Origin of the sequence: Taylorella equigenitalis ATCC 35865 (assembly GCF_000276685.1) — a bacterium.
Lineage (GTDB): Bacteria > Pseudomonadota > Gammaproteobacteria > Burkholderiales > Burkholderiaceae_B > Taylorella > Taylorella equigenitalis.
Genome location: NC_018108.1, coordinates 946517 through 972122 on the forward strand (window position 1 = coordinate 946517; position 25606 = coordinate 972122).

The 25606-nt window shown below is 36.2% G+C and carries 26 protein-coding genes; 4 read left to right on the forward strand and 22 right to left on the reverse strand.

Features of this window, described 5'->3' with window-relative positions; genetic code table 11:
• Position 1 precedes the first annotated feature (1 nt).
• From KUI_RS04330 to KUI_RS04360, 7 genes are all read right to left on the reverse strand, one after another.
• The gene (locus KUI_RS04330) at positions 2-1015 is read right to left on the reverse strand and encodes an ABC transporter substrate-binding protein (protein ID WP_013522627.1); all 1014 of its coding nucleotides are present in this window, start codon (positions 1013-1015) and stop codon (positions 2-4) included.
• 74 nt (positions 1016-1089) lie between these two features.
• Positions 1090-1896 (reverse strand): tRNA pseudouridine(38-40) synthase TruA, encoded by an 807-nt coding sequence (truA, locus tag KUI_RS04335; protein WP_013522628.1) that lies wholly within the window; start codon positions 1894-1896, stop codon positions 1090-1092.
• Complete coding sequence (asd, locus tag KUI_RS04340; protein WP_014840390.1) at positions 1896-3017, reverse strand: aspartate-semialdehyde dehydrogenase; 1122 nt, start codon at positions 3015-3017, stop codon at positions 1896-1898. The genes truA and asd overlap by 1 nt, the downstream gene beginning before the upstream one ends.
• An 11-nt stretch (positions 3018-3028) precedes the next feature.
• Entirely contained in the window at positions 3029-4102 is a 1074-nt protein-coding gene (leuB, locus tag KUI_RS04345) for a 3-isopropylmalate dehydrogenase (RefSeq protein ID WP_013522630.1), read from the reverse strand.
• Positions 4095-4742: a 3-isopropylmalate dehydratase small subunit gene (gene leuD / locus KUI_RS04350; RefSeq protein WP_014840391.1), complete on the reverse strand. Its 648-nt coding sequence runs from the start codon at positions 4740-4742 to the stop codon at positions 4095-4097. The genes leuB and leuD overlap by 8 nt, the downstream gene beginning before the upstream one ends.
• Before the next feature lie 9 nt (positions 4743-4751).
• Positions 4752-6173, reverse strand: a complete 1422-nt coding sequence (gene leuC, locus KUI_RS04355) for a 3-isopropylmalate dehydratase large subunit (protein ID WP_013522632.1) — start codon at positions 6171-6173, stop codon at positions 4752-4754.
• The gene (locus tag KUI_RS04360; RefSeq protein ID WP_014840392.1) at positions 6151-6558 is read right to left on the reverse strand and encodes a DUF2069 domain-containing protein; all 408 of its coding nucleotides are present in this window, start codon (positions 6556-6558) and stop codon (positions 6151-6153) included. The genes leuC and KUI_RS04360 overlap by 23 nt, the downstream gene beginning before the upstream one ends.
• A gap of 98 nt (positions 6559-6656) precedes the next feature.
• On the opposite strand from KUI_RS04360, the gene KUI_RS04365 reads away from it, so the two are divergent.
• Positions 6657-7994 (forward strand): YihY family inner membrane protein, encoded by a 1338-nt coding sequence (locus KUI_RS04365; RefSeq protein WP_013522634.1) that lies wholly within the window; start codon positions 6657-6659, stop codon positions 7992-7994.
• Here KUI_RS04365 and yfaE read toward each other — a convergent pair.
• The 5 genes from yfaE to KUI_RS04385 all read right to left on the reverse strand — a co-directional run bounded on the left by yfaE (position 7920) and on the right by KUI_RS04385 (position 14641).
• Positions 7920-8219, reverse strand: coding sequence for a class I ribonucleotide reductase maintenance protein YfaE (gene yfaE / locus KUI_RS08125; RefSeq protein ID WP_081447342.1), 300 nt, complete (start codon positions 8217-8219; stop codon positions 7920-7922). The two genes, KUI_RS04365 and yfaE, sit on opposite strands and share 75 nt — an antisense overlap.
• A gap of 3 nt (positions 8220-8222) precedes the next feature.
• Positions 8223-9356 (reverse strand): class Ia ribonucleoside-diphosphate reductase subunit beta, encoded by a 1134-nt coding sequence (gene nrdB, locus KUI_RS04370; protein WP_013522635.1) that lies wholly within the window; start codon positions 9354-9356, stop codon positions 8223-8225.
• Positions 9357-9378: 22 nt separating this feature from the next.
• Positions 9379-11655, reverse strand: coding sequence for a class 1a ribonucleoside-diphosphate reductase subunit alpha (gene nrdA / locus KUI_RS04375; protein ID WP_013522636.1), 2277 nt, complete (start codon positions 11653-11655; stop codon positions 9379-9381).
• 239 nt (positions 11656-11894) lie between these two features.
• A complete protein-coding gene (gene dusA, locus KUI_RS04380) occupies positions 11895-12872 on the reverse strand; it encodes a tRNA dihydrouridine(20/20a) synthase DusA (RefSeq protein WP_013522637.1) in 978 nt (325 codons plus the stop codon).
• Complete coding sequence (locus KUI_RS04385) at positions 12869-14641, reverse strand: chloride channel protein (protein WP_013522638.1); 1773 nt, start codon at positions 14639-14641, stop codon at positions 12869-12871. The genes dusA and KUI_RS04385 overlap by 4 nt, the downstream gene beginning before the upstream one ends.
• Positions 14642-14707: 66 nt before the next feature.
• On the opposite strand from KUI_RS04385, the gene KUI_RS04390 reads away from it, so the two are divergent.
• Both KUI_RS04390 and KUI_RS04395 read left to right on the forward strand, forming a co-directional pair.
• Positions 14708-15685: a homoserine kinase gene (locus KUI_RS04390; protein WP_014840393.1), complete on the forward strand. Its 978-nt coding sequence runs from the start codon at positions 14708-14710 to the stop codon at positions 15683-15685.
• 3 nt (positions 15686-15688) lie between these two features.
• A complete protein-coding gene (locus KUI_RS04395) occupies positions 15689-16456 on the forward strand; it encodes a BPSS1780 family membrane protein (protein WP_014840394.1) in 768 nt (255 codons plus the stop codon).
• 33 nt (positions 16457-16489) lie between these two features.
• On the opposite strand, the gene KUI_RS04400 is transcribed toward KUI_RS04395, so the two are convergent.
• From KUI_RS04400 to orn, 7 genes are read right to left on the reverse strand one after another with little or no spacing between them, the layout of a single operon-like run.
• Positions 16490-17419 carry an electron transfer flavoprotein subunit alpha/FixB family protein gene (locus tag KUI_RS04400; RefSeq protein ID WP_013522641.1) on the reverse strand — a complete coding sequence of 310 codons (930 nt, stop codon included), beginning with the start codon at positions 17417-17419 and terminating at the stop codon, positions 16490-16492.
• Positions 17419-18168, reverse strand: a complete 750-nt coding sequence (locus tag KUI_RS04405; protein ID WP_013522642.1) for an electron transfer flavoprotein subunit beta/FixA family protein — start codon at positions 18166-18168, stop codon at positions 17419-17421. Before KUI_RS04405 ends, KUI_RS04400 begins: the two co-directional genes overlap by 1 nt.
• A 9-nt stretch (positions 18169-18177) precedes the next feature.
• Positions 18178-18750 (reverse strand): CDP-diacylglycerol--glycerol-3-phosphate 3-phosphatidyltransferase, encoded by a 573-nt coding sequence (gene pgsA / locus KUI_RS04410; protein ID WP_013522643.1) that lies wholly within the window; start codon positions 18748-18750, stop codon positions 18178-18180.
• 4 nt (positions 18751-18754) lie between these two features.
• Positions 18755-20578, reverse strand: a complete 1824-nt coding sequence (gene uvrC / locus KUI_RS04415) for an excinuclease ABC subunit UvrC (RefSeq protein ID WP_014840395.1) — start codon at positions 20576-20578, stop codon at positions 18755-18757.
• Positions 20544-21587: a beta-N-acetylhexosaminidase gene (gene nagZ / locus KUI_RS04420; RefSeq protein WP_014840396.1), complete on the reverse strand. Its 1044-nt coding sequence runs from the start codon at positions 21585-21587 to the stop codon at positions 20544-20546. The genes uvrC and nagZ overlap by 35 nt, the downstream gene beginning before the upstream one ends.
• 2 nt (positions 21588-21589) lie before the next feature.
• Entirely contained in the window at positions 21590-22003 is a 414-nt protein-coding gene (gene acpS, locus KUI_RS04425; protein WP_014840397.1) for a holo-ACP synthase, read from the reverse strand.
• A gap of 2 nt (positions 22004-22005) precedes the next feature.
• Positions 22006-22551, reverse strand: a complete 546-nt coding sequence (orn, locus tag KUI_RS04430; protein WP_013522647.1) for an oligoribonuclease — start codon at positions 22549-22551, stop codon at positions 22006-22008.
• Positions 22552-22589: 38 nt separating this feature from the next.
• Here orn and rsgA point away from each other — a divergent pair, with 38 nt between their 5' ends.
• A complete protein-coding gene (gene rsgA / locus KUI_RS04435) occupies positions 22590-23510 on the forward strand; it encodes a ribosome small subunit-dependent GTPase A (RefSeq protein ID WP_014840398.1) in 921 nt (306 codons plus the stop codon).
• A gap of 113 nt (positions 23511-23623) precedes the next feature.
• Here rsgA and rplS read toward each other — a convergent pair whose 3' ends face one another.
• From rplS to KUI_RS04455, 3 genes are all read right to left on the reverse strand, one after another.
• The gene (gene rplS / locus KUI_RS04440; protein WP_013522649.1) at positions 23624-24004 is read right to left on the reverse strand and encodes a 50S ribosomal protein L19; all 381 of its coding nucleotides are present in this window, start codon (positions 24002-24004) and stop codon (positions 23624-23626) included.
• 405 nt (positions 24005-24409) lie between these two features.
• Positions 24410-24805 carry a DUF192 domain-containing protein gene (locus KUI_RS04450; protein ID WP_014840400.1) on the reverse strand — a complete coding sequence of 132 codons (396 nt, stop codon included), beginning with the start codon at positions 24803-24805 and terminating at the stop codon, positions 24410-24412.
• Positions 24806-24809: 4 nt separating this feature from the next.
• Positions 24810-25604: a type II secretion system F family protein gene (locus tag KUI_RS04455; RefSeq protein WP_225972036.1), complete on the reverse strand. Its 795-nt coding sequence runs from the start codon at positions 25602-25604 to the stop codon at positions 24810-24812.
• Positions 25605-25606: the final 2 nt, after the last annotated feature.

A 25606-nucleotide genomic window follows, 5' to 3' on the forward strand; every position in this document is an offset into this window, starting at 1 on the left:
TTTATTTAGCTAAGTCTTTTGCGTGTTTATAGCTTTCAGGTAGTGTAAGGCCTAATTCATTAAGTGTTTTTGAATTATAAAAAGGGCTCGATTCAGAAATTTCTGGTATAGGCAATTCTTCTGGTTTTTTACCTTCAATAATCGCCGCAGCCATCTTACCTGTAGTTTTACCTAAGGCAACATAATCAAGACCTTCAGCTGCTACTAAACCCAAAGCCACTTGCTCTTGCTCAGAACCAAAATATGGAATCTTCGCCTCTTTTGCTTTCTCCATAATAACTTGCATATTTTGAACAACCATATTGTCTGTAAGATTGGTTAAAGCATCAACCTTAGATATCAATGATTGAGCTGCTAATGGCACATCACCTGCATTAGTAATAGCCTGTGTAACGATCTCAAACCCATAGTCAGGTGCAAGTTTTTCATAAATTTTTATAGAGGCTAATGAATTATCTTCTGCTGTGTTATACATAATGCCAATCTTTTTAGCTTCTGGCAAAAATGCACGTATCAATTCAAGTTGCTGTTTGATAGGAAGGCGGTCATTAGTTCCTGTAATGCCAACCATATTAGATCCGTCTTCGTTTTGAAGTTTTGCAAGTTTTGGATCTGTCACCGCATTAAAAATCACTGGGATATTGTTTTTTCTACCTTCATTAAAAGCTGCTTGGGCTGCGGGTGTGGCAATGCCCACAATTAAATCAGCCTTATTACTTGAAAAATTTTGAACAATCTGATTAGTTAAACCTGTATCAGCTTGAGCAATCTGATAATCAATCTCAATATTTTTACCGTCTTCGTAACCCGCTTCTTTCAGACCTAATACAAAACCATCATGGCAGTTTTTCAAAGAGCCATGTTCAGCAAACTGAACCACACCGATTTTAAATTTTTTTGAACTATCTTCTGAAGATGCAGTTGATTCCTTTTTATCGCCACAAGCAACCAATGCACTTGCGGTCAATAAAGCCATAACAATATTTTTGGCATTAATGTTTTTAAAAAATTTCATGTTTTAACCTAAATTTTTAATTCTAAAATTTAATAATTGATTTTTTATTCTATACAAAAAAATTTTTAATTCCACTATATAGCGTGAATTAAACTTCTAAAAGGAGATTCAATATCAAAAAGTTGTGGTATCTCATACTCTTCAGGATAGTCAACTCTCGCAAAATACAACCCATCGGGCATAAATGTGGGAGCAGTGAACATCCTGTTTTTAGCCTCAATAAGATCAGGGATTTTCGAAGGACTAAACCTACCCATACCAACATAAAGTATTGTGCCTATAAGATTTCTGACCATATGATGCAAAAATCCATTAGCCCTGAGAGTAAATATAATGAATGGACCCTCAGCATTTATTTTAAATAAATCTAGAGTCCTTACGGGACTAGAAGCCTGACATTGAGAAGATCTAAAACTAGTGAAATCATGAGTACCAATCATCTTTTCTTTGGCAATGTTCATGCTTTCAACATCTAGATTATGAAAATCCCAACCAGCCCTGCCACTCCAAATAGGTGACATAACTCTCTCATTTCTAAGCAAATAAACATAGGTTCTGCTTACCGCAGAAAATCTAGCACTAAAACTATCAGGAACAATTTTTGACCAACGAACTCTTATAGAGTCAGGTAAATGAGAATTAACTCCCCTAATCCAAGATTCAAGATTTCTATCAACCTCAGTATCAAAATGCACAACTTGGCCAAGAGCATGAACTCCAGTATCTGTACGTCCAGCACAAATTGTGCTTACTTGATGTCTTGTGAATTCCCTAAGAGCTGCCTCTAATTTATCTTGTACAGTCAGACCATTAGGCTGAGTTTGCCAACCTTGAAAATCCCTACCATCATAAGATATACCAAGTGCAACTCTATAGCTCATTATGCATTTGAAAAGTCTAAAACAATATTCAGCATACGTCTTAAGGGTTCAGCCGCACCCCATAAAAGCTGATCACCAACAGTAAAAGCAGAAATGTAATTAGGACCCATATTTAGTTTTCTAACTCTGCCTACTGGGATATCAAGCGTACCAGATACCGCAACAGGAGTTAGTTTATGAATAGCGTCCTCTTTATTATTAGGTATAAATTTAGACCACTCTGTACTATTAGAAATTATGTCTTCTATATCAGAAAGTGGTACATCCTTTTTAAGTTTTATTGTTAGAGCCTGACTGTGAGAACGCATAGCACCAATTCTTACGCATAGACCATCAATAGGAATTATAGAATCGCCTTTTAAACCTAAAATTTTGTTTGTCTCAGATTGAGCCTTCCATTCTTCTCTAGATTGTCCATTTTCCAACTGGCTATCAATGTAAGGAATTAAATTTCCGGCTAATGGAACTCCAAATTGAGTAGTATCTATGTCTCCTCTTTGCTTAGATAAAACTTGCTTATCTATCTCTAAAATCCCAGAGGCAGGATCATCTAAAAGATTTTTAACTTCGTTATTTAAAGTTCCAAATTGCGTTAGTAATTCACGCATATGCTTAGCACCACCGCCTGAAGCAGCTTGATAAGTCATTGAAGTCATCCACTCAACTAGTCCACTTTTAAATAAACCTGCTATACCCATAAGCATACAACTAACAGTGCAATTTCCACCTGTAAATAATTTACCACCTGAATTTAAAGCTGAATCTATTACTTCACGATTTACAGGATCTAGAACAATAACTGCTTCTTCGTTCATGCGAAGTGCACTAGCAGCATCAATCCAATACCCATGCCAACCAGATGATCTTAATTTCGGATAAATTTCTTTTGTGTAGTCACCTCCATGACAGCTTAAAATAACTGGCAACTTTGATAATGCTTCAACAGAATATGCATCCTGAAGAGGGCCAGAATCTGCCCAGTTTGGAGAATCTCCACCTGCACTACTGGTAGAGAAAAAAATTGGATTTATTCGATTGAAATCACCTTCATCTCGCATCCTCTGCATAAGTACAGAGCCCACCATACCTCTATATCCAACGAAACCAACATCTAATCTCATTTTTATCCTTATTATTTTGAAAGTTTACTAATTACGGCATCGGCCATTTCTACTGTGCCAACAATATTTTGACTATCTTCATTGCTTACAATATCTAAAGTTCTATAGCCCTCCTTAATCACTTCAGCCACTGCACTTTCAAGCCTCTTAGCTTCATCTTCCATCTTAAAGCTATATCTAAGCATAAGAGCAGCAGACAATATAGTGGCTAGTGGATTTGCCTTATTTTGACCAGCTATGTCAGGGGCTGACCCATGGCTTGGTTCATACAATCCTTGAGAGCTAGAGTTCAAGGAAGCGGATGGCAACATACCTATTGAGCCAGTTAGCATAGATGCTTCGTCAGATAAAATGTCGCCAAACAAATTCCCTGTAAGAATTACATCAAAATCTTTTGGAGCTCTAACAAGTTGCATAGCTGCATTATCAATATACATATGAGATAGCATCACATCTGGATATTGCTTAGAAACTTTGATAACAACGTCCCTCCACAACTGTGAAGTCTCAAGAACATTTGCTTTATCTACTGAGCAAAGTTTTTTACTTCTAAAAGAGGCAGTTTTAAACGCAATATGGGCAATGCGTTCGACTTCACTCTCCCTATAGCACATAGTATCAAAGCCTTCGCTTTCACCATTGGGTAAATCTCTTATACCCCTAGGCTTACCAAAATAAACATCTCCTGTCAACTCGCGAACTATGACAATATCCAACCCTGAAACTACTTCAGGTTTAAGGGTAGAAGCTTGTGCTAACTCAGGATATAAAAATGCTGGCCTAAGATTTGCGAACAAACCCAAATTTTTTCTAAGTCCTAATATAGCTTGTTCAGGTCTTAATTCTCTATCTAAACTATCGTACTTCCAATCGCCAACAGCTCCAAATAATACAGCCTGTGATCGATTGGCTAACTCTAAAGTTTGTTCTGGCAATGGATGCCCAAATTGGTCATAAGCTGCTCCTCCAACAGGAAGTTCTTCGAATTCAAGACCAAGATTTAATTCCTTAAGAACTCTTACAGCTTGCGAAACGATTTCAGGACCAATTCCGTCTCCTGGTAATACTGCTACTAATTTATTCATTTATACCTCTTAGCCAACTGTGAGTTTGAAGCCTATTATTTTGAAAATTAGTAATATCTTCTGTACTTCCTAAAGTAATACCTATATCATCAAGCCCCTTTAAGAGACAGTATTTCCTAAATTTATCAATCTCAAAAGAAATTTCAGACCCATCAGGTTTAACCAAAACTTGATTTTCTAAATCAACTGTCAGCGAATAACCTTCAGTGGATTCCACTTCTTTGAAAAGCTCATCTACTACTTCCACAGGTAATTTAATAAGTAATAATCCATTTTTAAAACTGTTATTGTGAAAAATATCAGCAAAACTGCTTGCTAATATCACACGAAATCCATTTTGTAGTAAAGCCCAAGGGGCGTGCTCACGCGATGATCCACAACCAAAATTACTTTTAGTTAATAGTATGCTAGCTCCCTTATATCTAGGAAGATTTAAAACAAAATCTGGATTAAGAGGTCTTTTTGAATTATCCATACCAGGCTCTCCATGATCCAAATAACGCAGTTCATCAAAGGCATTTGGTCCAAAACCAGATCTGGAAATTGATTTTAAAAATTGCTTAGGAATAATTAAATCTGTATCTACATTATCCCTATCAAGTGGCACGACCAATCCTGTATGTTTTATAAATTCTTGCATACTTAGTCCCTATTGATCTTGATTTAAACTTGAAAAATTTCGAACATCCACAAAATGTCCAGCTATAGCAGCAGCCGCTGCCATGGAAGGACTTACAAGATGAGTTCGACCTCCATGACCCTGACGACCTTCGAAATTTCTATTTGATGTAGAGGCACATCTCTCAAGCGGACTTAATCTGTCATTATTCATAGCTAAGCACATAGAACAACCAGGAGATCTCCACTCAAATCCGGCATCCGTAAAAACTTTATCTAATCCCTCAAGTTCAGCTTGCTCTTTTACAAGTCCAGACCCTGGAACAACCATCGCCAATTTAATATTGCTAGCAATTGTTTTTCCTTTAACTATTTCAGCTGCACTTCTAATATCTTCAATCCTACTATTGGTACAGGAACCTATAAAAACTTTGTCTATTTTTATATCAACTATTTTTTGATTCGGTTTCAAGCCCATATATTCTAATGCCCTGGCAATGCCCTGTGACCTAGTAGAATCAGATTCTGCAAATGGGTCGGGAACACTATCCTCAATACCCAAGACCATCTCAGGTGACGTACCCCATGTAACTTGAGGTACCACTTTTGAAGCATCAATATTTATAACCTTATCAAAATGGGCACCTTCATCAGAATGAAGAGTTTTCCAATACCCAACAGCCTCTTCCCATTTTTCTCCTTTTGGAGCAAATGGTTTGTCTTTAAAATACTCAATTGTCTTATCGTCAACAGCAACTAATCCAGATCTAGCACCTGCTTCTATAGACATATTGCAAATAGTAAGCCTAGACTCAATAGACAAATTTCGTATAGTGGAACCTGCAAATTCAATAGCATATCCAGTCCCACCTGCTGTCCCTATCTGGCCAATAATATATAAAATCAAATCTTTGGATGTACAGGCTTTAGGAAGTTTACCCTCAACCTTAATCAACATATTTTTATCTTTAGTTTTAATTAGTGTTTGTGTTGATAGTACATGCTCAACCTCAGAAGTGCCGATTCCAAAAGCCAAGGCTCCAATAGCACCGTGAGTACTTGTATGTGAATCTCCGCAAACTACAGTCATCCCAGGCAATGTAGCTCCCTGCTCTGGTCCTACAACATGGACAATACCATTTCTCACATCATCCACATCAAAAAAAGTGATTCCAAACTCTTCGCAATTTTTTCTTAAAGTATCAACTTGCAATTTGGCAATGGGCTCATCTATCCCATTTTGTATATTTTTAGTGGGAATATTGTGATCTACAACAGCAAGATTCGCATCAATTCTCCATGGCATGCGGTTATTAAGCTTTAGCCCTTCAAAAGCTTGCGGACTGGTGACTTCATGTAAAAGCTGCCTATCAATATAGATTAAAGATGTTCCATCATCGGATTCTTTAACTACATGAGCATCCCATAATTTATCGTATAAAGTCTTTTTCATTTGATTCCCTATGATTTTTTTTCTTTGCTTTATAAGCTAATTTAGCAGGTCTTAAATATGCAAGTGAGCATATAAAAATGCCCGTAGATAAAACAAATTCAACCAGACCAAGTATGTTTGAAATACTAGTAGTATCAGACATCATGCGTACAATGCCTTCCATTACATAAAACAAAATAACGAGTGATAACCACTGAAGAAGATATATGTCACCCTTATATGTGCCATACAAAAGAAAAAACAATGGCATAACTTTTAGAACATATAAACTTCCACCTGGAACTAAAGGATCTAACCATAGTTCCCAAAAAACGTTAAATATTATTAGTGTTAGTAATAATAAAAATAAAACTAACTTTATAAAATTGTTCTGAGATTTCTCCACAATCTTTAATAGATTAACAAAAAAATGTAATTTTTCATTTTAACGAATTTAATCTTAAGATTGTTATACTTACATCAGGTCAAATTACGGGGTAAATAATGTCTGACATAGTCGATGAGGCTGAACAACTAGAGCAAATTCAAGAAGTTCATGAAATCGAGGAATCTAATAATTTAGAAGGCATAAAAACCAAAATATCTTGCAGAGAAACTCTTTTATATATCTATAACAGGGTCCTTAAAGAAAACATTACTCAAGTTGCTGGCACCCTGACATACACTACTGTTCTAGCTATAGTTCCCCTGCTCGCTGTAATTCTGTCTTTATTTACTGCTTTCCCTATGTTCAACACAATGCAAGGCGATTTGCAAAATTACATGACCAGCAATTTGATGCCCGAAAGCATATCAGATCAAATCATGAATTATCTAAATCAATTTGCTGAAAGTGCAAGAGGCATGACCGTAGTTGGGTCTGTATTCTTAGTCATAACATCTATTATGCTTATGAAGACAGTAGATGAAGTCCTTAACAAAATGTTTAGGGTAAGTAAACAAAGACCTCTTTGGGTAAGGATTCTTATATATTGGGCTATTCTTTCGGTTGGACCATTTGTATTTGCAACTAGTATTTGGGCTAGCTCGTATGTAACTAGGGCAAAATTAGGGATGGGGGTTGATTTAAGTTTTGTACAAAACTTAGTTGGGACTATTTTCCCATTTATTTTGTCATTTATTTCCTTTTCCTTAATCTACAAAATTGTTCCTAACAGACAGGTACACTGGAAGGATGCACTCATCGGCGGTGCTACCGCCGCTCTGCTTTTTGAGGGACTTAAATTAGGCTTTGCTTACTATATCTCGAGATTTCCTTCTTATACTTTAATCTACGGAACATTTGCCACCATACCATTATTTTTATTATGGATTTATATTTCTTGGATTATCGTGCTAGCAGGTGCATTGCTTGTTTCTATGCTACCCCAATTACGATATGGTTTTGATCAAACATATAACAAAATTGGAGCTGATTTTATACAAGCTATAAGAATTTTAAGATTGCTTGATCAATCTAGAAATGAAAATCCACCTGGTAAAAGTACCAACACAATTGTGTATGATATTCATGGTGAGATAGCCCACACATTAATGATTCTTGATAAATTAAAAACACTTGGATACATAGTTAATACTGAGGGTAAACGCTCTGAAAGATGGGTTTTAGCTAGCGACTATGATATGGACATGTCTAAACTAAAAGATATGTTTATCCTAAGTAGTTCTATAGACAAAATAACAGATAAAAATATGAAGACTCAAATGGCCAGGCTTTTATTAGATGAAAATGTTACTTTAGGAGATCTACTTTCTACTAATGCTAAGAGGATTAGCAACACTAAGTTCAGTAGAATCGATGGAACAATCCAAAATAATTGAATCCTTAGCCTTACAGCAACAAGGTAAAATCTCGTCAGGTCCTATATAAGCAAGTGGATCCAATAAGTACTCTACCTCTCCTACCCTTATTTTAGTTCTGCATGTCCCACAAAAGCCTGAACGACAATGGCTTGGAACATTATGACCAGTCCGCTCCAATCCCTCCAGTAAAGTTTCATTTTCTAGAGTGTGAAAACCAAGGCTTTGCGTTATGACATAAGCCATGATTTAAAGATCATCAGCACTAAGTTCGTCAATATCTAAATTTGAATCAACCTGTCCTACGAGATAAGAAGTTAATTCAACTTCTTGAGGTGCAACTTGAACATTATCAGATGTAAGCCATGTATTAATCCATGGAATTGGGTTTTGTTTTGATTGTGGAAATGCTTCCTCAAGCCCAACAGCGGACATACGAATATTTGTAATGTACTCAACATATTGAATAAGAATTTCTTTGTTTAGACCAATCATAGATCCATCTTTAAACAAATATTCAGCCCAAGCTTTTTCCTGTTCAGCTGCACTTTTGAACAACTCAAAACATTGATTTTTTAATTCACTTGCAATATGAGCCATTTCAGGATCATCTGCACCAGAACTCATAATGTTAAGCATATGTTGCGTACTAGTTAAATGCAGGGCTTCATCTCTTGCAATTAGCTTAATAATTTTGGCATTACCTTCCATAAGTTTGCGTTCGGCAAAAGCAAATGAACATGCAAAACTTACATAAAATCGTATAGCTTCAAGAACATTAACTGCCATAAGGCAAAGGTAAAGACGCTTTTTAAGTTCATAAATGCTCACCTTTATTTCCCTACCGTTTACGTTATGTACACCCTCACCAAACATTTCGTAAAACTGAGTTAGTTCAATTAACTCATCATAATATTTTGAGATGTCTTGGGCTCTTTCTAAGATATGCTTATTTCTAACAATATCATCAAAAATAGAACTCGGATCAACTGATATATTTCTAATAATATGTGTGTATGACCTTGAGTGAATAGTTTCAGAAAATGACCATGTCTCAATCCAGGTCTCTAATTCAGGAATAGATACCAACGGTAGAAAAGCTACATTTGGACTTCTACCCTGTATTGAATCTAAAAGAGTTTGATATTTAAGATTACTAATAAATATGTGCTTTTCATGATCAGGCAACCCTGCATAATCTATTCTGTCCTGTGAAACATCAATTTCTTCAGGACGCCAAAAGAATGAGAGTTGTTTTTCAATTAACTTTTCAAAAATCTCATATTTTTGTTGGTCATAGCGTGCAACATTAACTGATTGACCAAAAAACATAGGTTCTTTTAATGCATTATTTGGTGTCTGACAAAACGTACTATATTTCATAATTAATCCTTAGGGTGCAAAATTATATTTTGCAGGCACCTCCTGCACAATCGTCTTCCTTAGATGTATCTTGTATATCATCAGATCCATCCCTCGTATTATGATAGTACAAAGTTTTAACTCCGTACTTATACGCTTTGAGCAAATCTTTGATCAATTGCATCATAGGCACGAGACCATTTTCAAATTTCTTAGGATCGTAATTTGTATTTGCAGATATGGATTGATCCACAAACTTTTGCATAATTCCGACTATTTGAAGATAGCCATCCATATTTGGTAGCTGCCATAAAGTCTCATATTTGTCCTTGAGTTCTTTGTAATCTGGAACTATCTGCTTAAGGATTCCGTCTTTAGATTGCTTAACTGTAATAAGCCCCCTAGGTGGTTCGATACCATTGGTAGCGTTTGATATCTGACTAGAGGTCTCTGATGGCATAAGAGCTGTTAATGTAGAATTTCTCAACCCATACTTAACTATATCAACCCTTAAAGTATCCCAATCTAAACGCAATGGCTCCTTACAAAAATCATCAACTGATTTTTTATAAGTATCAATTGGTAAGACACCTTGAGAATATTTGGTTTCATCAAAAGCTGGACACGGTCCAAATTCTTTAGCTAAATTCATTGAAGCCTTTAGCAAGTAATACTGAATAGCTTCAAAAGTCTGGTGTGTGATAGCATTGCCACTACCATCAGAATATTTTGCTCCATTTTTTGCTAGGTAGTATGCGAAATTTATAACTCCAACCCCAAGCGAACGACGGTTCATAGTACTAATTTGAGCAGCTTTAATCGGATAATCTTGATAATCAAGAAGTGCATCTAATGCACGCACAACAAGGTCAGCTAAATGTTCTAACTCATCTAAACTGTCGATGGCACCTAGATTAAAAGCTGATAAAGTGCAAAGTGCAATCTCACCTTTTGGATCATTAATATCATCCAAAGGTTTAGTTGGCAATGTAATCTCCAAGCATAGATTGCTTTGTCTTATAGGTGCTTTTTTAGGGTCAAAAGCTCCATGTGTATTGCAATGATCTACGTTTTGTATGTAGATACGACCAGTACTAGCCCTCTCCTGCATAAGCATAGAAAATAAATCATTCGACTTAACTTGACGCTTCCTGATACTAGGGTCCTGTTCATATTTAGTATATAGTTGCTCAAATGTATCTTGATCCTCAAAAAATGCATCATAAAGACCAGGTACATCGGAAGGAGAAAATAAAGTAATGTTCTGACCTTTCACAAGCCTTTCATACATAAGACGGTTTAGCTGCACCCCATAATCCATGTGACGCACACGATTAGCTTCTACACCCCTATTATTTTTAAGAACAAGAAGCGATTCCACTTCCAAATGCCAAATAGGATAGAATAAAGTCGCTGCTCCACCACGTACTCCCCCTTGAGAGCAACACTTTACAGCCGTTTGGAAATGCTTATAAAAAGGAATACAACCAGTATGCCTAGCTTCTCCACCTCGAATTGGACTCCCTTCAGCACGAATTCGCCCTGCATTAATCCCAATACCAGCTCTCTGAGAAACATATCTAACAATCGCAGAACTTGTAGCATTAATCGAATCCAAACTATCACCACATTCAATCAAAACGCATGAGCTAAATTGACGAGTTGGAGTTCTGACACCAGCCATAATTGGGGTTGGCAATGAAATCTTAAAAGTTGAAGTCGCATCGTAGAATTCTCTTATGTACTTTAAACGAACATCCTTAGGATACTTAGCAAATAAGCATGCTGCTACGAGCACATATAAAAACTGAGGTGTCTCGTAAATCTCTCCACTAACACGATTTTGAACTAAATATTTTCCCTGCATCTGCATAACAGCCACATACGAGAAATCCCAATCTCTGTCATGCACTAAGTAGCTGTTCATCTCTTCAAATTCATCTTTTGAGTAATCTGAAATTATATTTTTGTCGTAAACACCCTTTTGAATTAAGGATGATACATGGTCATACAAATGGGGTGGAACATGATCACCATAAGCTTTTTTTCTGATATTTATCATCGCAAGTCTAGCCGCTAAATACTGATAATCAGGTGTATCCGTGGAAATTAAATCAGCAGCTGCTTTAATGATTGTTTCTTGTATATCTTGAGTTTGAATACCATCATAAAATTGAATTTGAGAATTAAGTTCAACTTGTGATGTAGAGACATTATCCAGGCCATTTGCGGCCCAATCGATTACACGATGGATTTTTTCAAGGTCTAACGGCTCAGATCGGCCATCACGCTTGATAACAGAGATGGTATTAGTGTTCATATAAAGTCCAGCAAAGATTTACAGGACTAAATATAGACTCTTGTTAAAATCTATATTTAGTAATGTTTATATGCCCAAGGCACAATATATAGTATCTAATTAAATAAATAACTACAAGAAAATGCCTACGTGTTATACATCGTTAAGAATTAGGATTTAACTTGCTATCAACAATTTCTACTAGAGAATATTTTTTTTAGTTTTGTTGATTTTCATCAACAAATTTCATCTAAGTTATTTTATAAAAAAGGAGCAAAAGCTTCGCCTATTATTGAAATATCATTTCTCTTAAGTAAGTCAGGATTAGATAATATCTGTCTAAATTTTCTTGCACCTTTTAAACCATTCATAAATCCAAGAACAGGATTAACAACCTCTCTTAGACTGCCACCATTTTCTATGTTTTTTTTAGCATAACCAATTAAAGCATCTCTTATAAATGTAAAGTTTGGAGGTTCAGACCTTTCAAATTCTGTAGTGGCAATATTCATAAACGCACGTGGTTCATGCCAAGCTAATCTACCCAGCATTATCCCATCAAACTCCTCTAATAGCTGCATAGCCAATTCATAATTTGATATTCCTCCATTGATTACAAAATTTGCATCTGGAAAATCAGCTTTCAGCCTAGAGACATAGTCATATTTAAGTGGAGGAATAGAACGATTATCCTTAGGACTCAATCCTTTAAGAAACGCATTTCTAGCATGTGTAATAAATAGACGACATCCGACATCATATAGCTTACTTACGAAATGGTATACGAATTCATAATCATTATGATCATCAACTCCAAGACGGTGTTTAATAGAGATTGGTACTGTGGTGCACTCGTTCATTGCCACCCAGCAATCGGCAACCAAATCAGGCTCGAGCATTAAGCATGCACCAAATGATCCCTTCTGAACTCTATCTGACGGGCATCCACAATTTAAGTTTATTTCGTCATATCCCCATTCTTCACCTAGCTTTGAACAGTAAGCTAAATCCTTGGGTTCTGCTCCTCCAAGTTGCAATGCAACTGGGTGCTCCTCAACATTAAAGTCTAAATGACGAGGCACATCTCCAAATATTAATGCACCAGTAGTGACCATTTCAGTAAAAAGCAGGGCTTCGGGAGAAAGCAATCTATGAAAAAAACGGCAATGTTTATCAGTGACATCAAGCATAGGGGCTACAGATACCCTTCTGCCTCTGTTAAGTTTTTGATCTATCATTTTCTAATGTCTACTGCCTTGTACCCTCGTCTTTCATCAATTTTTTTAATCTCAGAAAGTTTACGAAGTAGGTCTGACTTATACACCAAGCCAACTAGCTTAGGTTTTTCACTATTATCAACGACTGGAAGCCTTTCACCGTTATAAGAAAAAAAGCTATTTTGAACTTCATCCAAACCCATATCCAGTTTGAGGGGGTCCACAAAACTTCTTTGAATAAAGTCTGCAGGTATCGGCTCATCAAGGGGACTGCTAGACATTATGCCTTGAGTTATGTTTTTATTAGTTAGAATTCCTAAATATTCACGATCTTGAGAAATAACAAAAAGATTTTTTACTCCAGTGTTTGCAAAAATAGCCAAAGCCTCTCTTAATGTTTGAGTTGGATCTAATGTTGTGTCAACTGGGCTAAGTAAGTCTCTGACTTTTAATTGAGAGATTCTCAGGCTTACTAAATCTTGTTTTTCTCTTTTGGTTGTGATACCAAACATCACAGTACCAGTAAATAGACGAGAAATATAAAAAGATATAACTGAAGCAAAAATTAAAGGTGCTGCGATCTGTAGACTATTAGTCATCTCCATTAGCAAAACTATAGCCACAATAGGTGCAGATGTCCCTGCTGTTAGAAATGCACCCATACCCACTAAAACAAACACTGGAGTGAAGTGCAAAACACTAGGGTGAATCAGGGCAAAGGCATGAGTTACTATCATAGCCGTACACGCACCAATAAACATAATTGGCGTAATCACCCCTCCGACAGCACCCGAACCTACACTCACACTAGTAGAAATTAATTTAATAATTAAAATAAAAACAACTGACCTTAAAACCCAGGACTCATCAATCATAAATGAGTGAATAAGCGTGTCTCCTTTGCCCGCAGCAGTAGGTTCAATTAAAAAAATACATCCTAAAAGAAAACCCGCCAATGTCATACGCAAAGGCAATGCCATACCTGTTTTTGAGTACAAGTCACGAGTTAATGACAAAAGTTTTAAAAACAGTGGAGCACCAAATCCTGATAGGATACCAATCACAATTGATAGTAGTAGCTCCTTTTCGCCCACTAAATATATAGGAGGCAATTGGTATAACCAAGGCTCGTAACCAAGTATTGTTATAGTGATATAGGCAGATGAAGACGAAATAAGTAATGGTGCTAATACATGGCTAGCCATACTTCCAAGAACAATTTCAGCGATAAAAAGTGCACCAGCAATTGGAGCAAAATATGCCGCAGAAACCCCAGCAGCCGCACCACAGGCCACTAGCATTCTTAAATAATTCCCTTCAATTTTATTTGCCCTACCTAAAGCTGAGCCAACCATTGAAGCTAAGTGAATAATAGGACCTTCTCGCCCCAAAGACCATCCAGTGGCTGATACACTAAGTGCTGACCCAATACGCAACAATCCTTGACGTAGTGAAAGGTGCCCATTACCTATGGCAACTGCCTCCATATAATCTGAGTTAGCATCAACTTTAATTTTTGAAGCATAGTAAAGTCCAAGTCCCCCTAAAAGACCACCTAAGGAAGGAATCAAAAGCTTCTCCCAAGTTGACCAATTTGAAGCAATTTGTACTACATCTCCGTATGTCCCGCTATGCAAATCCTGGAGTAATTTCACACACTCATGAAATGCCACAGTAGTTAAGCCACCTGCAACTCCAAGCAAAGCAGCCCACAAAATAATCGAGGGCTCAGAAAAAAGATTAACCTTGTTAAAAAGGCTTGTAAGTCTAAAATTAAACGCAGCTTTCACTTCGTGGCAATGTGCTTCTTTTGATAAAATGAAAAATTATTTTAGCAATCTAGCATAAATATATCTATGGCAGTATTCACCTCTATTACAGAAGAAGAATTAAAAAAATTTTTAAGTGAATTCAACATCGGAGATTTAATTAGTTTTGAGGGTATAACTGCGGGCATCGAGAACTCTAACTTCTTTGTATACACCACAAAAGGAGAGTTTGTTCTAACTATTTTCGAAATCTTGAAAGTAGAACAATTGCCCTATTACATTGAATTTATGCTTCATTTAGCTATAAAGGGGCTTCCAGTACCCAAACCTCAAAGAAATAAATCTCAAGAACTTATTTGCATTTTAAAAGGCAAACCAGCAATTATTGCCACAAAACAAAAGGGTAAGCACGTTATACACCCTAATGCCTTGCATTGCTCAATAGTGGCTAATGTGCAGGCTCAAATGCATATTGCCTCAAGGGATTTCACAATTTATCAAGAAAATTTCAGGGGCCTATCTTGGTGGACTGATGTCTACCCCAAGCTAAAACCTTTTTTAAATGCTGACCAAAACTCTCTATACGAATCTACTTTAAAAAAACAAATAGAGATACAAAATAGCGAGCAATGGTCTAGTGGGATTCCAAAGGGTGCTTGTCATTGTGACCTTTTTAGGGATAATGTTTTAATTATTAATTCCGAATCCGATAGTCCATCAGTTGGCGGGGTGATTGATTTTTATTTCTCTGGAGTAGATAATTTTATTTTTGATATTGCAGTTGCTTTGAACGATTGGTGCATCGATAGATCAACTGGAGAGCTTGATTTTGAATTAGCACAGGTTTGGCTTGATAGCTATTCGAAAGTGAGACCCTTTGAACCTTTAGAAGCACAATTATGGCCTTACGCATTACAAGCGGCTGCTTTACGCTTTTGGAGTTCGCGTTTGTATGATTTCTATCTACCTCGTGATGCCCAAAATTTAAAACCACATGATCCGACTCATTTTGAGCGAATCTTAATTAAAAGACTAACAGAAAATATCATTTCTTTACCTTTATAAAATATGAGCATTACAAAATATAATACTTTTCCAATAAAAACAGGGCTTAAATGGCTAACCGAAGGGTTCGATATGATAATTAAAAATTTCTTATCATATCTAATCATTAATTTATCAATAACTTTTCTTCTAACTATTTTTATTTTTGGATCATTATTACTAGGTTTTTTTGCTGTAGGGTTTGTTATAGCTATATTTCAAATGGTCTACTTTAATGCCTCTTACAGCATTTATAAAAACAAAAAGCTTATTGTGTCCGACCTTTTTAAGAAGTTCACTACAAACAAAACGCTTCTTGGATTTTTCACTGTTGGATTACTTTATATAGTCGGGGTTTTATTAATCGCTACCTATTTATCCCATTATGACCCAAATCTTGCAAAGTGGTTTAGTACTCAAGATTTTAAAAACAGTTATTACCTTCATAACTATTTATTTATTATTGGAACGTTTTTATTAATTTACTTAATTTTTATTTTTTTACTTTGGGTACCAGTACTTGCTAGCTGGGAAGATTTGGATATTAAAGATGCTGTAGTGGTTTCGTTTAAAGCCACTATAGATAATTTTTTAGCTCTTTCACTTATGTATGCATCGATATTTATAATGCAAATAGGCCTTATCGTCTTATTAGTGAATTCGCCAAATCTATGGATTTTTGAAATAGTTTTCTTCTTAGGTGGTATGTTTATAAATGTGCTAATTTACGTAGCTGCATTTAACGCATATAAAGATATTTTTATGAATAGGCCCAAAGATTTAATAGAGTAAAACTAATGGGCCATATATTGCTAATTCTTTGAATTATAGGGCTGCGTTCAGTTGAGGTATTATTTCAAATAAATCACCAACCAGCCCATAATCAGCAATATTAAAAATTGGTGCCTCTGGATCTTTATTTATAGCTACTATAACTTTTGAATCCTTCATACCTGCTAAGTGCTGGATCGCACCTGAAATACCTACTGCTATATATAGCTGAGGGGCTACGATTTTTCCAGTTTGACCTACTTGCAAATCATTTGGCGCGAAACCCATGTCCACTGCTGCACGTGAAGCTCCTACAGCTGCACCTAATTTATCTGCTAATTCGTATAGCATTTGGAAATTTTCAGCACTTCCTAAAGCCCTACCACCAGATATAACTATTTTTGCATCTGAAAGTTCAGGTCGTTCACTCTTAGTCATCTCTTGAGAGATAAACTTAACTCGAGAATCAGATTCTACAGTTTCTACAGATTCTACAGAGGCAGACCCACCAGATGTTCCAACTGCATCAAATGCTGTAGCACGCACAGTAATAACAACTTTAGGTTCAGATGTCTGAACAGTTGCAATAGCATTTCCTGCGTATATTGGTCTTTCAAAAGTCTGAGAATCAATAACGGATGTGATTTCAGATACCTGAGGCACGTCTAATTTAGCTGCTACTCTAGGGGCTGTACTTTTACCAACTGATGATGCAGAAAATAAAATGTGAGAATAAGATTCTGCTAATTTTAAAACCTGCTTACTTAAATTTTCTGCTAGGTTATGATCTAATGAGTCCCCATCAGCAACCAAAACTTTACTAACACCTTGATATTGAGATGCAATTGAAGCCACTGATTCTACACCTTTACCTGCCAACAAAAGGTCTATATCCATAGATAATTTTTGAGCGGCTGCTATGGTAGATAAAGTAGATGGCTTAATGACACCCTGCTCATAATCTGCGATAACTAATACTTTCATTAAATCACCTTTTTCTCATTTTTTAATTTATCAACTAAAGTAGCTACATCTGGAAGAATTTCACCACCAGAACGATTAACAGGTTCTGTTACTTTTATTGTTTTAATCTTAGGAGTTACATCGACTGATAATTCTTCAGGAGTAAATTTATCTATAGGCTTTTTCTTAGCTTGCATAATCTTAGGTAGAGTCGCAAATCTAGGTTCGTTTAGGCGTAAGTCAACAGTAATTACAGCAGGAAGTGAAACTTCAATAGTTTCAAGACCGCCATCTATTTCTCGTGTAACAACTGCTTTATCTTCCAAAAGCTCAATTTTGCTAGCAAATGTAGCTTGAGGCCAGTCCAACAAAGCTGCAAGCATCTGACCAGTTTGGTTAGAATCATCATCTATAGCTTGTTTTCCTAAAAGAATAAGTTTTGCATCTTCTTTTATAGCAACTTCTTTTAGTAGCTTTGCAATTCCTAATGGCTGAACAGATTCAGTGGTTTCAACAAGAACACCTCTATCAGCTCCCATAGCCATAGCCGATCTAAGCTGATCTTGAGCTTGAGATACGCCCACAGTTACAGCTACAACCTCTGACACTTTACCTGCTTCTTTCATTCTGGAAGCCTCTTCCACTGCAATCTCATCAAAGGGATTCATAGACATCTTAAGATTGTCGGTATCTACAGAAGAGTTATCAGATTTAACTCTAACTTTGATATTAAAATCTACAACCCTTTTTACAGGGACTAAAACTTTCATCAAAAACTCCTACTCAGTTCTCATAATAGGCCATGCAGATTTTAAATAAACCCACATAGAAATAATTGTTAATATTGTGGCACATATCAGTAAAACATGCCCTGTATAGTGAACCCAATAATAACCAAAAGAGTCCAAAAGTAACATAGGGATTGCCATCATTTGAGTTGCAGTTTTCCATTTACCTATGGAATTTACGGCTACTACGTCACGTGCATTTCTAGTTGCCATCCATTCCCTCAAAGCTGAGACTGTAATTTCTCTGGCAATGATAACAAACACAATAACTACATTAACTCTTCCAAGGTTAAGCAATATCAACAAGGCTACACAAACCATAAGCTTATCAGCCACTGGATCTAAAAAAGCTCCAAAGGCGGATGTTTGATTCCATTTGCGTGCTAGATATCCGTCAAAATAATCTGTAACAGATGCAATAACGAATATTATGCAGGCAATCGAATCGCGATATTGCAAATATAAATCTCCTCCAATCCAACCATTTGGAATTAGAAAGCAAATTAAAAATAAAGGAATCAAATAGACTCGTAACCAAGTTAGAGTCATAGGAATATTTTTCATGCACCTACCTCAGAGCATAATAAATTTTCTCGGCAATCTCACGTGAGATACCTTCTACAGACTGCAAGTCAGCAATACTTGCATTGCAAACTTCAGTAAATCCCCCAAATCTTGCAAGCAACTTTTGCCTTCTCTTAGGACCTACACCATCAATATCTTCAAGTCGAGAAACGTTACGCTGTTTAGCCCTGCGATTACGCATTCCTGTAATTGCAAATCTATGAGCTTCATCTCTTATGCTTGCAATAAGCATTAAGGCAGAAGACTGTACACCAAGTTCTAAAGGGGCACGTCCATCTACAAAATGCAAGGTTTCAAGACCAACTTTGCGTCCTTCCCCTTTTGCAACACCAACAATTTTACTTAAATCTAGACCAAGTTCCTCGAATACCCTTTTGGCTACCCCAATCTGCCCCTTACCGCCATCAATTAAAACAATATCTGGAAGATCGATACCATCCTTCAAAAAGTTTGAATATCTGCGAGTTAATACTTGTTCCATAGCAGCATAGTCATCACCTTCAGTTATGCCATTAATATTGTATCGACGGTAACGGGAAGACTGCATATCATGATATTGGTAAACCACGCAGGAAGCTTGCGTAGCCTCCCCTGATGTGTGACTGATGTCAAAACACTCAATTGATAATTCATTAAGTGAGTCTAAATCTGTGGACAAACCGAGCACCTGTGCAAATGCTAAAGTTCGTTTTTCTGCTTTAGTAGATTCATTAAGTTCACGTGCCAAAGCAAGTTCAGCATTTTTAATTGCTAGTTCAAGCCATGTCTTCTGCAGAGAATTTGCCCTAGCTACAATGTGTACCTTTTTGTGATATTTACTTTCAAATAACTCAATAACACTTCTATCATGTAACTCATGTGATAACACCAAAGTCTCTGGAATTTCATGATTTAAATAGTGAGAACTAATAAAAGCCTCTAGTATTATGCTAGCCTCATCTCCATGTACATGTGTAGGTATTATTGATTTATCTCCTAGGTGACGACCCTTACGAACCATGGCTAGATTTATACAAGTTTTGCCGTCAAGTTGTGCGATGGCAATAATATCCGAATTAATCTTAGGAGAAACTTCCATAGATTGTGAATTCATAATCGTACCCAATGCCTTTATTTGATCGCGGTAAATGGCGGCCAACTCATAGTTCATTACTTCTGAGGCCGTAAGCATTTTGGTCTCAATATTTTTCAATACATCTGGAGTTTTGCCATCTAAAAAATCAACGGCATTTTTTACATCACTTTCATATTCTTCTTTGCTTATAAATCCCGTGCAAGGACCAGAACATCGCTTTATCTGAAATTGCATGCAAGGTCTTGAACGATTTTGAAATACACTATCTGCACACGTCCTTAGTCTAAAAACCCTCTGTAAAACTTCAATAGTCTGCCCAACTGCATAACCATTGGGATATGGTCCAAAAAACTTACCTGGTTTATTTGTAGAACCTCTATAAAATGAAATTTGCGGAAATTGATGAGCACTGAATTTTAAAAACGGATATGTTTTATCGTCCCTAAAAAGAATGTTATATCTTGGATGTAAATTCTTAATAAGATTATTTTCTAGAATCAATGCTTCAGATTCTGAATTCGTAACTGTGTATTCAGTGCGTACAACTTTTGCCATCATCAAAGCTACACGAGGACTTTGTAGGGTTTTTGCGTAGTACTGGCTTACTCTTTTTTTTAAATTCTTTGCCTTCCCAACATATAAGACCGTATCCGAAGCATCAATATGTCGATAGACTCCTGGAAGATCAGGTAGCTCTTTAAGAAAAGACTTTATCTGTTGCGCATCTTGCATTTTTATAAGTAGTGGATTGTGCTAATTCATCCCATTCTACAGTTTTATATTTGGGAAATAACTCATTTAATCTACGTTCTAAATTAGGGTTTTGATTCGGATTGTAGTCAAGTTTTTCTAAAAGCTCGTCAGCTAGATTAGGTTTATTGCAAACCATAACCATATCACATCCTGCATTCAAAGCAGCCTCTCCTCTAGCTGTTATATCTCCTATGTAACTTGCTCCTTCCATAGTCAAATCATCTGAGAAAATCAAGCCATCATAACCTAAGCGATTGCGCAAGATATCTTGCACCCAAACCTTGGAGAAACATGCATTATGCTTATCAACCTTTGTATAGATAACATGAGCAAGCATTACTGATGGCAATACTAAATCACCCAACCATTCATAAGGTTTCGTATCCCTAGATAAAATTTCATCTAGAGTTCTATCATCTTCAGGTATGGCTATGTGTGAATCAGCTTCTACATATCCATGTCCTGGAAAATGCTTTCCACATGAAGCCATCCCAGCTTTAGACAAACCCTGAATAAATGCCCGCGATAATATAGCTACAACTTTGGGGTCTTTATGAAAAGCCCTGTCTCCAATAACTGTACTAAAGCCATAGTCCAAATCAAGCACAGGTGCATAAGAAAAATCAACTCCGCATGATAAGAGTTCCATTGCCATAATATACGCAAATTCAGTTGCAACTTTTATTGCACTTTCGGGATATCTGTCATAAAGCCTACCCAAACTAGCCATAGAGACTATATGTGTAAACCCCTCTGTCTTGAATCTTTGAACTCGTCCTCCCTCATGATCCACGGTAATTAGTATCTTTGAATCAGTTGATGCAGCCCTAGCTTCTTTTATCTGTTGGGTAAGCTCTTTAAGTTGAGATGGATCTTTATAATTGCGTGAAAACAGAATCAATCCTCCTACTAGCGGATGCTGAATACGATCGCACTCATGGGATTGCAATTCATACCCTTCGATGTCTACTAAAACTGGTCCTGCCATATCTAATCCTTTCTTTCTAAAACTACGAATGCCATAACAATATCTGATTCGTCAGTAAGCGAAACATGCCCATGTCCAAAACGTTCTTCATACCAATTTTTGAGAGGGCCGTTAAGAATAATTTCGGTTTTTCCACTTTTTGCGTTGAGAATTTGAATCCTCGACCAGTACATCGGACTATGGATACCCAATCCTATAGCTTTTGCAAATGCCTCTTTCGCAGCAAACCTAGTCGCAATGTACCGAATCCCCCTTTTTTGATCCCTTTCAAAGCGATTTTGAAATACCTCCAGTTCATCAAGTCCAAGAACGCGAGTGGCAAACTTTAATCCAAATTTATCGTATGCTTTTTGAATTCGTGCTAAATGAAGTAAATCAGTACCAATACCAGCTATATACGGTCTATTTAGTGGCAATGCTATTCCTTTATAAAGTGCTCTCTGTAGTGCTTTAATTCTTCTATCGATTCATATATATCCGCTAAAGCCTCATGCTTACCTTGCTTTTTAAAGGAATTGTAGACTTCTGGTTTCCACCTTTTAGCTAACTCCTTAAATGTAGAAACATCTACTGTCCTATAATGAAGATACTTTTCAAGCTTAGGCATGTACTTAAACATAAATCTCCTATCTTGATTTACAGAGTTTCCGCATAACGGTATGCAACCTTCTGGTATATGCTCCTTAAAGAATTTAAGTAAAGCCTCTTCCACTTGGGCTTCATTTAATTTTGATTCTTTAACTTTCGAAACAAGACCTGATTTTGTGTGGGTTGAGGTATTCCATTTGTCCATAGAATTAAGGATAGCATCATCCTGATGTATAACATAAACAGGAGCTTCTGCGACTACAGACAAATCCGCCTCGGTTATGATTACGGCAACTTCAATTATTCTGTCCTGATCAGGATTCAGACCAGTCATCTCCATATCAAGCCATACCATACGATGAGATTTATTTGGCATTAAAATAACCTTTTCTTTTAAACAAATCATTTTAAGCGATGAACATAGATAATGCCATACAAGCACAAGTCATATCAGCATTTGGCAAAAATTTTAAAGTTAAAGTCCCAGTGGATGGCTATGAGAAAGTCTATCATTGCTACGTCAAAGGAAAACGGGCTGGTATTTGTGTTGGTGATATGGTTGAACTAGAATTCCCAGAAGGTGCGGATTCTGGTGAAGCCTTAATAAAATATGTTCTAAATAGAAAAAATTTGCTGTATCGTTCAGACGATATGAGAATAAAGCTATTTGCTTCAAATGTTGATTTACTAGCTATTGTCGTTGGTGTGGAGCCTGAGTTTAGTCAGGATTTGTTAGGTAGGGCTATAGTAGCTGCGACTAGCGAAGGAATAGAACCGCTAATAATACTTAATAAGGTAGATTTAGAAAGTGCTGATATTGCTCGTGCAAAACTTGCAATTTATAAAGAATTAAATCTATCTATAGTAGAAACTTCAAAAAAACATCCCACTAAAGTGATAAGTACCTTGAAGCCATATTTTGAAGGAAAGACTTCCATACTTTTAGGGCAAAGTGGCATGGGCAAATCAAGCTTGCTTAATATCTTAGTTAAAGATGCAAACGCCTCAACTCAAGAATTTTCCGTGGCTTTAGGTAGTGGCAAACACACCACCACTACAACTCACATGTATGACATATCAGATTTTAATGGTCGGATTATAGATTCACCAGGGTTCCAGACTTTTGGTCTAAAGCATTTAACTCAAAACGAATTAACAGAAGGTTTTCCAGAATTTATGCCTTACGTTGGAAAATGCAAATTTTACAACTGTCAGCATTTAACCGAACCAAGTTGTGCTATCACAGAAGCACTAAGAGAAAATAAAATCAGCCAAGATAGGTACGATTTATATACCAGAATCTTGGCTGAGTGCAATGCACCTGAGAGGTATTAGTTAAAGTTAACCTAAATACCAGCAGCTAATGACATATTGCCCTCACCATTTGAGGTAAAGGCTGATTTTAACGCCATGCAACCTAACTTATTAAGTGAAGTTAGATCTAAAGCTTATTCAGATACAGTTGCTTTTCTAACTAATTTTTCTTTAATACGTGCTGCTTTACCTGAACGGTTACGTAAATAATAAAGTTTCGCACGTCTAACAGCACCACGACGTTTAACTTCAATTGAAGCTATCTGAGGTGAATAAAGCTGAAATGTACGCTCTACTGCTTCACCAGATGAAATTTTACGTACGATAAAAGCAGAGTTTAAACCACGATTACGTTTTGCGATAACCACGCCTTCATAAGCCTGAACACGCTTACGGTTACCTTCAACTACGTTAACGTTTACTACTACAGTATCACCAGGAGCAAAGTCAACTACAGGTTTGCCCCCTGTAAGACGAGCAATCTCTTCTTGCTCTAAAGTTTGAATCAAATTCATATTATGTCCTTATTCATCATACATGGCTAAAAATTAGTTTTATTATTTATTCCTAAGAAGCAACCGTGCTACTTAAAACCACTAGAGGATGAGAAACCAACTATTCTAAACTAAATTAACTAATTAACAAAGTTTTTTTATCCAAATTAGCCACATCTAGATACTGTAAATAAATACAACAGTTAAACAAAACATCCTTGAAATTAATACTGTAAAGATGTACAGTATTAAAAATACTGTTAATTTATACATATATCATGAAAGACTTAAAACTTAATAATTCATCTGACTCCAAAATCTCAGGATTAGCTAAATTTTTTTATAAATTTGAAGATTTTTTAATTATTGCACTTTGGGCTTGTGTAATTCCTGGAATTCATTATGGAACTAAGCTCTGTTTAAACATCATAACTTTAATGAATTCCTAACTGCTTTTACTATTTCTACATAAGACATGTAGTCCTCAGCACCCCTATCATCCGACTCCGATCGGGTGTGCTTGCTAGCTAGTGGAGGACCTTCAATCACATATTTCGCTCTTGAGCAAAATTGGGTTCTCCATGGTGCTAGTTTCTCCTTGACTTTTATTAATTCAAAACTATCACCTACAAATATCACATCTATATGCTCACTCATAAAAAAAGTATGTACAGAATTGCAATTCTCAATCAGTAAAAAATCAAAATTCCTCCGCTTTTTCGAACCTATCATCCCCACCAATTTTTCTCTAAAAGTACTTGCTATTGCCACCCTCTTTTGATTGCCACAAATGTCAATAACCAATACATTTTTAAATCTCATGTGCTTACCAACTTTCTAATATCTGCATAAATACAGGGAATAACAGGACTATAAATGTGCATGGGAAAATAAAAAATACTAGAGGAAATAACATTTTGACTGGAGCCTCAAAAGCAAGTTTTTCAGCCATTAAGTATCTTTGTTTTCTTATATAGCTAGCTTGGGCTCTGAAAGCACTAGCTAATTGCAATCCCAATTGATCAGCTTGTTTAATATTGTTAACCCACTGTTTTACTACATTTAAATCAGATCTTTGTGCCATATCATCAATGGCTTCTAACTTAGGTTTGCCAGCTTGCATCTCCCTAATAGTAAAACCTAATTCGTCCTTTAAAACTCCATTAGGTAAGGAATTAAAAGCATATTGCAAACTCATAGTGAAATTTTGTCCTGAAGATAAGCTTACACTTAAAACATCAAGAAAAAATGGAAAAATTTCGCTTAATTCAGTTCTTCTTTTCGATATATATCTTTTTATATATGCTTTAGGCCACAATAAAGTAATAAAAATAAATATAAACAAAATATAAAGATACAGGATTTGCAAATCAGCTAGAATCACCCATAAAACCAAGACCAGCTCAAACAAAATAACAAATGCAACTAACCCAACCAATTTATGAGGGGTCCATTTAGTACTTAAACCTGATTTAGCTAAAGAGACATTTAAACCTGCACCAAATTGCCAGCCCAAAATTTTAATTATTTTCTTTCCTAAACCATCTAAACTAAAGTCACCAACTAATAATAGTATCAACCCAGCTAGAGATAATAATACTAATAAAATAGTTAAGGACATCC